Annotated in this window: 10 protein-coding genes; 6 read left to right on the top strand and 4 right to left on the bottom strand. The window is 24.9% G+C overall.

What is annotated here, in order from left to right:
* Positions 1–212 precede the first annotated feature (212 nt).
* From hisH to BGI41_RS02465, 3 genes are all read right to left on the bottom strand, one after another.
* Complete coding sequence (hisH, locus tag BGI41_RS02455) at positions 213–809, bottom strand: imidazole glycerol phosphate synthase subunit HisH (protein WP_088538662.1); 597 nt, start codon at positions 807–809, stop codon at positions 213–215.
* 352 nt (positions 810–1,161) lie between these two features.
* Positions 1,162–2,247, bottom strand: a complete 1,086-nt coding sequence (cfbD, locus tag BGI41_RS02460; protein ID WP_088538663.1) for a Ni-sirohydrochlorin a,c-diamide reductive cyclase catalytic subunit — start codon at positions 2,245–2,247, stop codon at positions 1,162–1,164.
* Between the two features lie 343 nt (positions 2,248–2,590).
* On the bottom strand, positions 2,591–3,778 hold the full coding sequence (locus tag BGI41_RS02465; RefSeq protein ID WP_088538664.1) for a redox-regulated ATPase YchF: 1,188 nt from the start codon (positions 3,776–3,778) through the stop codon (positions 2,591–2,593).
* Between the two features lie 556 nt (positions 3,779–4,334).
* Here BGI41_RS02465 and BGI41_RS02470 point away from each other — a divergent pair.
* The 3 genes from BGI41_RS02470 to BGI41_RS02480 all read left to right on the top strand — a co-directional run bounded on the left by BGI41_RS02470 (position 4,335) and on the right by BGI41_RS02480 (position 8,375).
* Positions 4,335–5,396, top strand: coding sequence for a metallophosphoesterase (locus BGI41_RS02470; protein WP_088538665.1), 1,062 nt, complete (start codon positions 4,335–4,337; stop codon positions 5,394–5,396).
* 255 nt (positions 5,397–5,651) lie between these two features.
* The gene (locus BGI41_RS02475) at positions 5,652–7,685 is read left to right on the top strand and encodes a phage holin family protein (RefSeq protein ID WP_369829829.1); all 2,034 of its coding nucleotides are present in this window, start codon (positions 5,652–5,654) and stop codon (positions 7,683–7,685) included.
* Between the two features lie 48 nt (positions 7,686–7,733).
* The gene (locus BGI41_RS02480) at positions 7,734–8,375 is read left to right on the top strand and encodes a cobalt-precorrin-7 (C(5))-methyltransferase (RefSeq protein WP_088538667.1); all 642 of its coding nucleotides are present in this window, start codon (positions 7,734–7,736) and stop codon (positions 8,373–8,375) included.
* Positions 8,376–8,682: 307 nt separating this feature from the next.
* On the opposite strand, the gene BGI41_RS02485 is transcribed toward BGI41_RS02480, so the two are convergent.
* On the bottom strand, positions 8,683–9,696 hold the full coding sequence (locus BGI41_RS02485; RefSeq protein WP_088538668.1) for a TRC40/GET3/ArsA family transport-energizing ATPase: 1,014 nt from the start codon (positions 9,694–9,696) through the stop codon (positions 8,683–8,685).
* Between the two features lie 325 nt (positions 9,697–10,021).
* Here BGI41_RS02485 and BGI41_RS02490 point away from each other — a divergent pair, with 325 nt between their 5' ends.
* The 3 genes from BGI41_RS02490 (at position 10,022) to leuS (ending at position 14,567) form a co-directional block, all read left to right on the top strand.
* Entirely contained in the window at positions 10,022–10,561 is a 540-nt protein-coding gene (locus tag BGI41_RS02490; protein ID WP_088538669.1) for a DUF2115 domain-containing protein, read from the top strand.
* Between the two features lie 195 nt (positions 10,562–10,756).
* A complete protein-coding gene (locus BGI41_RS02495) occupies positions 10,757–11,572 on the top strand; it encodes an NAD+ synthase (RefSeq protein ID WP_088538670.1) in 816 nt (271 codons plus the stop codon).
* 130 nt (positions 11,573–11,702) lie between these two features.
* On the top strand, positions 11,703–14,567 hold the full coding sequence (gene leuS, locus BGI41_RS02500; protein WP_088538671.1) for a leucine--tRNA ligase: 2,865 nt from the start codon (positions 11,703–11,705) through the stop codon (positions 14,565–14,567).
* The last annotated feature ends 335 nt before the right edge of the window (positions 14,568–14,902 follow it).

Raw genomic sequence — 14,902 nt, forward strand, 5'->3', positions numbered from 1 at the left:
AAATAATATATTAAAAAATAGCTAAATAAACTGATAATAATTAAAATAAAAAATAAATTATTTTTTCCTAAATATTTTATTAATTACTAATACCTTAAATATAAAACTAATTTTTTAAAATATAATCTTAAATCTTTTAATACTTAAAATAGATTAATACTAATATTTAAATTTAGAAATTTAAAAACTGATAGCTTAAATAAGAATTAATCTTAATCTTTTAAGTTTACAAAGTTTTTAAGTATTTTAAGACCTATTTTTCCACTTTTTTCTGGGTGAAATTGAGTAGCATAAACATTATTTTCATATAATGCTGCAGGTACATCAAAACCATATTCACAAGTTGCAACAATATTTTCTTCATTATCTGGATTAGCATAATAAGAATGTACAAAATAAAAATATTTACCATCCATACCTTCAAGTATTGGACATGGTCTAACTAAATTTAATTTATTCCATCCCATATGTGGTATTTTAAGACCTTTAGGTAATCTTTTAACATGTCCTTTAAAAATATCTAAACCTTTAACATTAGATGTTTCATCACTACTAGAAAGTAATACTTGAAGACCTAAACAAATACCTAAAAAAGGTTTATCATCATTAATATGTTCATATATAATATCTTTAAATGGTTCCAGATTTTCCATTGATGCACCAAATGAACCTACCCCAGGTAAAACAAGGTAATCTGCATCAGCTAACTTTTCAGGATCATCAGTAAGTTCTACATCTACCCCTATCTTTTTAAAACCATTAGAAATACTTCTAATATTCCCACTTTTATAATCAATAATAGTAATCATATTATCTTCCAACAAAAAAAATTTATTAAAATTAGAATCTTTTAAAAAAATTCTAAACTAAAAAATATATTTAATTAAATTATCTTCTTAAAACTCCAACTAAAAAATATAGTTATAATAATATTTATTTATAGTAATATTTAATTCTTAAATTATTTAAAAAAAGAATTCAAAAAAATAAGCACAAATCTTAAATAAAGACAAAAATTCATAAAATAAAAAAATAAAAAAAGAGACTGATTAAATAATAATTATTTAAAATATACTAAAAAATACTATACTTTAACCAATCACTAAATTAACTATTAAACTAAACTACTTAAAATCCAACAATAACTAATAAAATAGGAAATTATTCAGTATTCCAATTAATCACTGAACGAATCATCATACCAAAATCAGAATCAACAATAGTATCTACACCAAGAGTTTTAGAATGTGCATCAAGTTCTGCAACAACATGATTATAACCATCATCACGTAAAGCTTCAACAAGTCTTGGACCATCAGTAACTGCAATAGATTCTACATCTAAATCTTCAATTTTAAGTGCATGTGGAACACCTACTACAACTAATAAATCAATATCTTTATTTTTAAGGTATTCTTCTGCAATATCTCCAGTAACAGGATATTCATCAAGTCCTCCAGTAATATAATCAAAATCAATATTTGATTGTTCTTTTAAATCAGATTTAACATTTTTTGCATGAGAACGTATTCTTGGAAGACCAATATTTTCATCTAGATTTCCAATAAATATAGGTTTATTATTTGTATTAATTTTAGTATAATCAAAGTTTAAAATATCTGCAAATAAGTAAGATGTTTCTTTTTTAGCATTTAATACAAAAGCTACTTTTTTATTATTTTTAATAGCATCAACAATTATATTTGCAATTTTTTCTTTATTATCTCCAAAATTAGGTTTAATATATTTACCTTGTGCCATACCTCTTGTTTTTTCAACTTCTGTAGCAAGTCTTAACATTTTAATCTGTCTATCTGCCTCTTCTTTAGGTATTACACCATATTCAACAGCACGTTCTAGAACTAAAATAGCTCCTTCAGTATTATCTCCTTCACCTAAACCTGCATGAACTTCAACAGGAATTATAGTACAATCTAAATTAACATTTTCAATTGCTTCTTTTAAATCTTCACCAATAATCATACTAGCACATGTTCCAACTACTCCCATAAGTTTAGGATGGAACATATCATATGCTTTAATTAATGTTTCTTCTAGTTTTTCACCAGCTCCTAAAATAAAATCATTTTCACTCATACCTGTTGTTAAAACACGTACTCCGTCACTTTCTAGAAGTCTACTTGTTCTAAAACAACATCCTTTAGGACCATGCATAACAATAACATCAACATTTAAATCTCTTAATGTATATAATGAAGCAGCTATAGGACTTGGACGTGGATGCATTCTTTCACCTTTTAATTAATTTATAAATAAAATTTAATAATTTATATATTGTTTATACTTATCTTATAAATTTTAATAAAACTTAATTTTAAGAGGTATATTTCAAGTGTAAATAAATTATTTAAAATTTAATTAAAACTGTTTTTAAAAATTAGAAATATCTATAAAAAATTACTAATTTTAAAACATCATTAAAAATAAGAAAACCCCTATAAAATTACTAAAACCACTAATTTTAAAACATCATTAAAAATAAGAAAACCCCTATAAAATTACTAAAACCACTAAAAAAATAAAAAATATAATAAATTCAATAAAAAAAGTTAAAATAAAAAATAGAGATTTAAGTAGTTACAATACTTATAATATCTCCATCAACAAGTTCATAATCACTAGCAATTCTCATATTTTTCCTTGCATCAATTGCATATAAAAATTTATCACCAATATCTGTGTGAATAACATATGCAAGTTCTTGAGGAGTTGCACCTCTTTTAACAAGTATTGCATCAGGTAAAACATTACCTTTTTGATCAGAATATTTATGTTCATCTTGAACAGGATAAACAACAATCATATCAAGTAAATCAAATACTGCAGTATTTAATGCTTTTTGAATACCTGTACTTCCATAAACATCTAAAATATTAGTTTGAATATAATCAAGTGCTAATTTTTGTTTTTTAGAAAGTTTATCTTCTTCAAGAATTTCAAAGGAAGAATCTCCAGAAATATATTTTATAAGACCAGATTCTGCAGCTCTAACAAGAGCAAGTTCTGATTCAGCACTTGTTGGAATTACGTGAGGATATTTTTCTTGAAGTCTTTTAATATTTTCACCTGCAGTAGGTAAATCTGCTTTATTTGCAATAATTATCATAGGTTTTGCAAGATGTAAAATATTACGTGAAAGTTCAATTAAATCTTTTTCTTCCCAATTAGTGTAATCAGGATCCATTTTCCTTTTTGCTTCAATTACATCTTCAATTGTAACACCAGTACCAGATAATTGGTCAAAAATTACATGTGCAACATCTAAATGTTCAGCACCAATTTTACGTGTAAGTCTTACCCAATTTCTATTTAAAATTCCATATAACCACATTACAATTTCATTTTCCATAAAATCAATATCATCTAATGGGTCATGAGAACCAGGATCAACTGGATTTCCTTCAGCATCTGTAGAACCAGAAGCATCAATTACATGAATTAATACTTTTGCTTGCATTAAATCATCTAAAAATTTGTTTCCTAAACCTTTACCTTCATGTGCTCCAGGTACTAAACCTGCAACATCAATAAGTTCTACAGGTATAATTCTTTTTCCATCTTTACAATCTGAATTTCTAGGATTACATGTTACACCAAGTTCTTTACAAGGACATGTTCCAATAACATGACCAATAGCTATGTTTGCATCAATAGTTGTAAAAGGATAATTTGCCATTTCAACTTTAGATGCTGTAGCTGAATTAAAGAATGATGATTTTCCTACATTTGGTTTTCCTGTAACAGCAATTTGTAGCATAATATCACTAAATATAAAATAAATAAAAAAAATTTTTATAATCTGAAAATATTTTTTAGTAAAAAATAAATATAAAATTAGTTTTTGAATTTTTATATACAGAATTTATACTAATTTTTCCATACATATAAAATAAAACTCTACTTATTATAATATATTTTTTAGATTTATAAATATTATTATATATTATAACTAGATAGTAATTAATTGTATAAAAACGAATATAATAATTAATAATTCTTTAAGAAGAATATTTTCTAAAAATAAAAATTTAATAAAATAGAAAATAGTTAAAATTCTTAAATAAAAATTAATTTCAATAACTGCTAAAAATTAAAAAACCATTAAATCATAAATAAAATAGAAATAATAAATAAAAAAGCAGTAATGACTTAATAATTAAAAAACTAGTGAAAATTTAAATAAAAAAATAGAAATAAACTAAAAAAACAACAATAAACAGCTGAAAAAACAGAAATAAACTAAAAAAACAACAAAAACCCAAATAAAAATAGCAAAAATTATAAAACTTAAAATAAACATTTAAAGTGATAAAATGGAAGAAGATAAACCTACTGGATTAGCTGCAAGACAAATAATTCAAAAAGCCATGACTATAACACGTGAAAAAATAATACCTATGGAATTTGATGAAAGTATTTATGATATTGTAGAAGTTAATGTAGAAATTAAAGATCTTGATCCAATGTTTCATGATTATAAAATTGTAAATTTATCAGATCTCCATCTTGGTCAATGGTTAACAGCAGAATATTTAGAAGGTGTAATAAATATAGTAAATAAACAAAAACCAGATATGATTGCTTTAACTGGAGATTATGTATCATATATATTAGAAGATGTAGCAGATGATCTTCAAAGATGTCTTTCCATGTTAAAACCTAAAGATGTTTCACTTGCAGTACTTGGAAACCATGACCATTGGAATGGTGCAGATAGAATACGTGAAATTCTAAAAAATTCTGGAATAATTGATATAAGTAATGATGTTTATACAATTAAAAGAAAAAGAAACAATAAAACTGCACAATTAAATATTGCAGGTGTAGATAGTATGATGCTTCAAAAAGAAGATATTAATACAGTAATGGAAAAACTACCTAATGAAGGACCTGCAATAATGTTAGCACATGAACCTGATTTTGCAGATATTTCTGCATTAACTGGAAGATTTGCTTTACAAATATCAGGACATTCTCATGGTGGACAATTTATAATTCCTGGTCTTAATACAACAATACTTAGAGGATCTTGTTCTCATAAATATCCTGTAGGAGAATATCAAGTAGGAGATATGATCCAATATACAAGTAAAGGTCTTGGAACAAATATATTTTGGCTTAGAATAAACTGTGCACCAGAAATTACAATATTTAAACTTAAAAGTCCAGAAATTCTTAAAAAAGAAAAACATAATAAGCCACATAAAAAGATTATTGTAAAACATTCAAATCAAATGAAACCATTCCCAACTAGAAAAGAATTAAATAAATTTTTAAATATTGATGATATTGAAAATTTTATTGAAGAAAAAACTAAAGAATTAAAAGAAAAAATGTCAATAAATGAAAATAAATCTAAAAATGATAAAGATTAAAATAAAATACTAAAATAAAAAAAATAAAACAAAATATAAACCAAAAAAACCTAAAAAACACAATAAGAAACCTGAAAAATTAATATAAACAAAAACATACTAAAAAAACCAAAAAACACAAAAAACCAAAAAATACAATAAAAAAATAAGAAATATGAAAAATTTTTCAAAAAATATAATTTTTATAATAATGGTGAGTGTATGAGAAAAAATGAAAAACCAGATACTGAAAAATTAAAAAGAACACTTACTAGAATGCCTGAAGATTATCAACCAGAAATTGAAAATTTTTCATATAAAAACCTTTTTATACGTACAATGGTTGTTTGGATAGGAAATATTATTGGTTTTTTAATTATTGCTCCATTTAAATTAGGATTAACTGTAGATAGTATTACTACTGCAATAATCGTAGTAACTATTGTTGGTATAGCAAATGCAATACTTTGGCCAATTATTACAAGAGTATTTATGCCATTTTTCATTTATACATTTGGAGCAGCATCTCTTATTTTTAATGGATTATTCTTTTGGATACTTAATTTTTTTGTTCCAGGATTTACAATAGATGGACCTGCTATTTTTTTAACACCATTATGTATGGCAGGAGTAAACACATTAATTTCTGGAATAGTTACAATTGATGATAATAGTTCATATTACCGTGCAGTTACAAGAGATGCAATAAAACTTAGAAGGAAAAATCCTGTAAAAAAATCAAAAGGGATGATTATTCTAGAAATTGATGGACTATCTTGTGAAATTTTAAAAGAAGCTATAGATAAAAATTATATGCCAACACTTAAATCCTGGATTGAAATAGGTAGTCATCATATTACAGAATGGGAAACAGATCTTTCTAGTCAAACTGGAGCAAGTCAAGCAGGAATACTTCATGGAAATAATAAAGATATTGTTGCATATAGATGGGTTGAAAAAGAAAACAATAATAAAATTATGACTTGTGGAAGTTTTAGTGATATTAACTGTTTAGAAAAAAGAATATCAAATGGTGATGGACTATTAAGTAAAAATGGAGGTAGTCGTTGTAATTTATTTTCTGGAGATACTGATAATGTAATATTCACATTATCTAAAGCATTAAACTTACAAAAAATGTATAATAAAGCATGGGTTTCTGTATTTGCAAATCCAAATAGTTTTGCACGTATATGTATTCTTTTTATAGAAGAACTTGTTTTAGAAATATATTCACAAATTAAACATTATATTAAAAATATTAGACCTAGAATAAGAAGAGGCCCAATTTATACTCTTACACGTGCAGGAACTAATGTTTTCTTAAGAGAAGTGAATACACAAAGTATTATCTTAGATATAATGGTTGGAAAATTAGATACAATTTATGCAACATATCTTGGATATGATGAAATTGCACATCATTCAGGAACAAGAGATGAAGATTCATTTAAAGCCCTTAAAAAAATAGATAAACAATTTAGCCGTATTAACGATTCAATAAAATATTCTGAAAGAAAATATGATATTGTAATTCAATCAGATCATGGACAATGTAATGGAGCTACATTTAAACAAAGATATGGAGTAAGTTTTGAAAAATTTGTAAGAAGTTTACTTCCAGAAGATATGACTATATACAGTATAATGGGATCAAATGATAAAAATGATTTAAAAGATGTATTTATTCCATTAAATAAGCAAAAAACATACTTAGAAAATATGTATAATGATAGTCTAGAATATATTGAAAAATATAGTCCAGTACATTATAAATTTAAAAAACCTGAAAATTCAGAAGTAATTATACTTGGTTCAGGAAACCTTGCATTAATTTATCTTACACAATGGCCTAGAAGATTATATTATGAAGAAATTGTAGAATTCTTCCCTAATTTAATTCCAGGACTTATAAAGAATAAATATATAGGATTTATACTTGTAAATTCAACTATTAAAGGACCAATGGTAATTGGAGAAGGTGGAATATACTATTTAAATAGTGGAGAAGTTAAAGGAGAAAATCCATTAAAAGTTTATGGAAAACATGCAGAATATCATCTTAAACGTACTAATTCATTTAAACATTGCCCAGACATACTTGTAAATAGTTTTTATAATCCTGAAACTGAAGAAGTATGTGCATTTGAAGAGTTAGTAGGTAGTCATGGAGGTATGGGTGGACCTCAAACAAAACCATTTATTATGCATCCAAGTACATGGCAAATAGAAAATGATATTATTGGTGCAGAAAATCTTTACAAACTTCTTAAAAGAGAAATAAAAAACTTAGAAAAATATGAATATTAATAATATGAATATTAATTATATAATAAAAATATTAAATAAGATGATACTATGTCAAAATTATATATAATAGGAATTGGTCCAGGATCAAAAGAATATTTAACTTATAAAGCAGTAAAAACAGTACAAAATGCAGATATTGTAATTGGAAGCCAAAGAGCAATAAATCTTTTTGATGATATAAATAAAACAATTATTTTTAATGTTAAAAACTTACACAAAAACCTTGAAGAAAGTGTAGATATTGCAATAAATGGTAAAAATGTAGCTCTTTTATCAACAGGTGATCCAGGATTTTCAGGTCTTTTAAGTCCAATACTTGAAATTTCTAAAGAGAAAAATTTTAATATAGATAATATAGAGGTTATACCTGGAATAAGTTCACTTCAACTTGCAAGTGGAAAATCCAAAATCTCATGGGATAAAGCAAATATAATGACATTTCATGGAAGAAAAAACATTAATGATATTTTAGAAATTATTGATAATGGAAAACCAACAATAGCACTTCCTTCTAGAAAAGTTAAAGATATGACACAATATTTAATAGATAATGGAGTAAATCCTGAAAGAAAAGTAATGGTATGTGAAAGATTAAGTTATCCTGATGAAAAAATAGTTAAATCCACTCTTAAAGATATAAGTAACTCTGAATTTACATATATGTGTGTAATGGTTATTTACACAGAATAATTTTATAACATACCTGGTTTAAGTGCTGTATAATTAAATATAATTGCAACAGAACCAAATAATAAGATTAATAAAAATAGAATTACAACACAATACTTAATTAATTTTTCTCTATCCATATTAATCTTTTAGAATTAGTTAAAATAAAAATTTAACTAAAATTATATAGATTAAATATTAAGATTAAAAGAAATTAAAAAAACAAATGAAGAAAAAACACAATAAATAAACTAAAAAAGAGAATTAAATAATTAAAATAAAATAAAAAAAATAATATAAATAAAATAGCTGTTTTTAAAATGTGAAATTATAATTGAATAGTTTTATGATGAACTTCATCATTTTCTCTTCCTTCATAAAGAATTTCACTAAATTTAGTTAATTTATCAATTCCTTTAACTTCATCTTTAAATAGAGGAACTTGTGTAATTTCTTGATCTTTAAATTTTTGATTAATTAAAGCTAAACGTTTTTGTTGTAAAACATATCTTGAATGACAGAAATCACAATCATCAATATCTGGCATGACTTGATTTACAATAACTCCATCAGTAGTTATATCATGTTTATTTAATGTCTCAATAGCTCTTTCTGATTCATAAATTGACATTTCTTCAGGAATAACAACCATTTTAAATGTAGTTCTATCTGGATTAGATAATACTTTTTTAGCTTTTTCTACTTCACGTTTAGTTCTTTCAAGTTCTTCAGTAGTTCTTGAATCATCTGCATCCATAAATGGAAGTATATTTTTAATTTTATTAGCAGCATCTCCAAGTTTAGCTTTAGCTTTCATCATACGACCTACCCATGTTTCCATTAATTCAGGAAAAGATAATAATCTTAAAGTATGTCCAGTAGGTGCAGTATCAAATACTACAATATCATAATCATGACTTTCATCATTTATAATTTTTAAGAAAACTTCAAATGCAGCTGTTTCATCGGCTCCTGGTGCTGAAGAAACCATATCCATTTGATCAGCAAGAATATCTAAACCAAACATAGTATTTTTATCTGAAGATACTGCTTTTCTTGCATCAATTTCTCTTTGTTTCTCTTCCATTGCAACATCTGGATCTATTTCAAGACCCCATAAATTTTCACGAATGAATTTTGGGTAAGGTCCAATATAAGTTTCAAGTGAATCAGATAATGAATGAGCTGGATCAGTTGATACAATTAATGTTTTTTTACCTTGATTTGCAAGCCAAATAGCTGTTGAAGCTGAAACTGAAGTTTTTCCAACTCCTCCTTTTCCACCTACAAATACAAAAGTTGTTTCATCTTTATTAAAGTTAAATAAATCTTTAAATGCCATATTTTCACCATTGTTAATATTGTTACATGAATAAATTAATATTTAATTGATAATAAATTAATATAAAAACTTTTACCTTAAATTAATAGTTAATATATTAAGATAAAAAACTTTACCTAATTTTACCTTAAATTAATAGATAATATAAGATAAAAAACTTTATCTAATTTTTTCATATAAAAAAATTTTATAATTATATTTCTTATAAAAAAATATTAAAATATTTTAGTAACTAAAAGTTATTATTATACTTATCTTTTATTATATATAACCTTTGTTAAATTTAAATATTACAATTAAAAAAATTAAATATAAAGGTATAATTATGTTCCAAGAACTTGAAAAATTAGGAAAAAATAGAGAGGATTCTAAAGATAAACTTCTTGAAATCTTAAAAGATGAATCACGTAAAATTTCAATATATGACCAAATGAAAATGATTAATGAATTAAAAGAAAGTTTATCAACTATACAAAAACAGTATAGGGAAGATTTTTTTAAAACATATGCTCATGGTTTTGTAGTAAAAATCAATAAAATTAAAAATGAGAATCCTGAAGATTATTCAAATGAAAAATTTGACATAGATGAATATATAAAGTCAGTTATAATACTCAAAAGACAATCTGAAGAAAAAGATGAAGATAGTACAAGTAGTGAAGAATTTAGAAGAATATATACAATTATATCATTATATACAACATTTATACTTAATGAACCAATACATGAAGTTGGTACAAAATTCCCTGGAAATTTAGAAATTGTATATAAAAATGGAAAATATTATTGTCCAGTTAAAAAGAATAATGAAAATAATCCTAAAGCTGTATGTCAATTTTGTATTGCTGAAAATTTAGATTATTAAAATTAAAACTAAAAATAAATACTTAAAATAAATATAATAGAATTTAAGATAAAAAACTATGATATTAAAACTTTAAAAATAAATTATCTAATTTTAAATATATAATTTTTATTTAAAACTTAATTATAAATAAATTAAAAACAATATATAATACATTAATGAATTTTTAATAAAAAATTGTTTAAAGTGATTTTTATGTATAAATTACCTGAACTTGATGAAGAAAAAGTTAAAGAAGAAATTTGCTTATTTATAGAAGATAAAGTATCAAAAGCAAATTGTGATGGTATTGTTATTGGATTAAGTGGAGGAATAGACTCTACAGTATCTGCATATTTATCTGCTCAAGCAATAGGCTGTGAAAATGTATTTGGAATACATATGTATTCTTCAACTACACCACAAGAAGATACAGATCATGCTAGATTAATGGCTCGTTTATTAGAAATTGAATATAAAGAAATTGATATAGATAAAATAACAAGAGAATTTCTTAAAGAAGCATCTAAACTTAAAGATTATGATGAAAATACTGTTAAAACAGCAAATGGTAATCTTAAAGCTAGAATAAGAATGTGTTTATTATATTATTATGCTAATCTTAGAAATTCAATAGTAGCAGGAACAGGAAATAAAAGTGAACTTTTAATAGGTTATTTCACTAAATATGGTGATGGTGGTTGTGATATGGAACCTATTGGAGACATATATAAAACCCAATTAAGATCCCTTGCAAGAGAATGGAAAATTCCTGAAGAAATTATTACAAAACCTCCAAGAGCAGGATTATGGCCTGGACAAACTGATGAAGATGAAATTGGATTAAGTTATGAAATTTTAGATTCAATACTCTATTTAATAGTAGATAAAGATTTAACAAATAAAAAAATCATGGATTTAACTAATATTTCAAATGATGAAATTAATAGAATAAGAAACATGATTTTAGGAAGTAGACATAAAGTAGAAGTTCCTGAAAGTCCAATAGTATCAGACAAAATATTTAGCTAAATATCAATAAATAATTTAAATTCATTAAATTAATTTTACAAGATTTAATCTAATAAATTAAATTCTTATTAAATTCTAAAAAATTACTAATCAAGTCAAAAAATAAATTTATAAAAAACGGTGGTAAAGCGTGTCAGAAAATATTGAAAAAAAATGGCAAAAAAAATGGCAAGATGCAAAGCTATTTGAGTCAGACCCAAATGATAAAGAAAAATTATATATTACTGTAGCATTTCCATATCCAAGTGGAGCAATGCATGTAGGACATGGAAGAACTTATACAGTTCCAGATGTATATGCTAGATTTAAAAGAATGGAAGGATATAATGTACTATTTCCTATGGCATGGCATGTAACTGGTGCTCCAGTTATTGGAATTGCAGATAGAATCCAAAGAAAAGATCCTTGGACTTTAGATTTATATGAAAATGTACATAAAGTACCTAAAGATAAATTACCTGAACTTGCAGATCCAATTAATATTGTTAAATACTTCAGTACAGAATATCATAATGTTATGAATAAAATGGGATATTCAATTGATTGGAGAAGAGAATTTAGAACAATTGACCCAACTTATCAAAAATTTGTAACCTGGCAAGCTAACACACTTTATAAAAAAGGATTAATTAAACAAGGAGAACACCCAGTTAAATATTGTCCTCATGATAAAAACCCTGTAGGAGACCATGATCTTCTTGAAGGTGAAGGTGTTGGAGTAAATGAACTTACTTTATTAAAATTCAAATGTGATGATATAATACTTGTTACAGCAACCTTACGTCCAGAAACTATTTTTGGTGCAACTAATTTATGGTTAAATCCAGAAGTTCATTATATATTAGTTGAAGTAGAAAAAGGACAATCTAAAGGTGAAAAATGGGTAATGTCAGATGATTCATACTACAATATCTCAAACCAAAAAGAACTTAAAATAATTAAAGATATAAATCCTGAAGAATTAATTGGAAAAATGGTTGAAAATCCATTAAGCCATGAAAAACTTCCAATATTCCCTGCTAGTTTTGTAAGTTCTGAATATGGTAGTGGAGTAGTATTTTCAGAACCTGCAGATGCACCAGCAGATTATATTGCACTTCAAGACTTAAAACAAAATAAAGAATTAATTAAAAAATATGATATTGAAAAAGTTGTTGAAGATACAGAACCAATTAATGTTGTAACAGTTAAAGGATATGGAGATATTCCTGCAAAAGAAATTATAGAAAAACTTCAAATAACAAACCAAGATGATCCTAAAGTACATGATGCAACTGAAGAATTATACAAAACAGAACATAGTAAAGGATATCTTAGTGAACGTTTCCCTAAATATGGAGGTAAAAAAGTTGCATATGTAAGAGATGAAGTTAAAAAAGATCTTATCGAAGAGAATATTGCAGATATTATCTATGACTTTGCAGAAAGACCAGTAATATGTAGATGTGGTAACCGTTGTGTAGTTAAAATCATGGATGATCAATGGTTCATGAAATATTCTGATGAAGAATGGACTAAAAAAGCTAAAGAATGTCTTGAAGGAGAAACTGTTATTCCTGAAGAAATTAAATCAAACTTTGATTATTATCTTGGATGGTTACAAGATTGGGCATGTTCAAGAAGAGTAGGTCTTGGAACTAGAGTACCATGGGATAAAAAATGGTTAATTGAACCACTTACAGATTCTACAATTTATATGTCTTATTATACTATTGCAAAATATCTTAGAAATATGGATCCAGAATTATTAAATGATGCATTCTTTAATAAAGTATTTTTAGACATTGATTCAGATGATATTAAAATAGAACCAGAATTAGTTGATAAAATACAAAAAGAATTTAATTACTGGTATCCATTAGATTGGAGATTATCTGCAAAAGATTTAGTTGGAAATCACTTAAGTTTCTTAATGTTTGCACATACTGCAATTTTCCCTAAAGAAAAATGGCCAAAAGGAACAGTAGTATTTGGTATGGGACTTCTTGAAGGAAATAAAATGTCTTCATCAAAAGGAAATGTTATTTTACTTGATGATGCAATAAACGAATATTCTGCAGATGTTGTAAGATTATTCTTAATGTCTTCAGCTGAACCATGGCAAGACTTTGATTGGAGAGAAAAAGAAGTTAAAGGAACCCAAAGAAGACTTCAATGGTTTAGAGAATTTGCAGCTAAAGTAGAACAAGTTAATGGAGGAAACCTTAACTTAACTAATATTCCAGAAATAGAAGTTAAAAGTAATATTAATAAATGGATGATTGCAAAATTAAATCAACATATTAAAAATTCTACAGAAGCATTAGAAGTATTCCAAACAAGAAAAGCATCACAAGAAGCACTTTTCTTACTTAAAAAAGATGTAGATCATTACATGTACAGAATACAACATATAAACAATGATGATGAAGAAGTTAAATATGTATTATCTATTTTACTTAAAAATTGGATTAAAATTTTAGCCCCATTTACTCCACATACTTGTGAAGAATTATGGAACAAATATGGTGGAGAAGGATTTGTATCAGAAGCATCTTGGCCAGAATATGATGATAGTTTAATAGATGAAGAAATTGAAAAATCTGAAGAACTTATTCAAAATCTTGTTAAAGATATTAATGAGATTAAAAAAATGGTAGATAATGATGTAAATAAAATCCATATATACCTTGCTCCACAATGGAAATGGGATTTATATAAAATTGCAGACGAAATCGGAAAACCAGATATTGGTCAAATGATGGGTAGAGCAATTAAAGCAGATATTTATTCTGATAAAAAAGAAATAGCTAATACTGCTAAAAAAATTAGTCGTGAAATGACTAAAACAAAATATATTGGAAAAATAGATGAGGCAGCTATCTTAAATGATAGTAAAGCATATATTGAAGAAGAATGTGGAAATGAAGTAATTATTCATACTGATGATTCATATGATCCACAAAACAAAGCAAGAAATGCTATGCCATATAAACCAGCTATATTTTTAGAATAGTTAAATTATTAACTATTTCTACTATTTTTTTATAAATTAATTTAAAATAAAATCTAAAAACTAATTCTAAAAAAAACTAATTTTAAACTAAATAGATATAAACAACATATAAAAAGTAAACTGACTAATTTTAAGTAAATAAGTTTAATATATAGATGAATTATTAACATTAGAATAGTTTTAGTAAAAATTTAAATTATTTTAAAACTTTCATTAAAATAATTAAAAGTAAATACTAAAATTATAAAAATATTGTATGAAAATTTAATAAAATAAATTTAAAAAAAATTATATTTTTAAATTTTAATATTAAAGCAATAAATTAAAAATATAAG

Origin of the sequence: Methanobrevibacter sp. 87.7 (assembly GCF_002208625.1) — an archaeon.
GTDB lineage: Archaea > Methanobacteriota > Methanobacteria > Methanobacteriales > Methanobacteriaceae > Methanarmilla.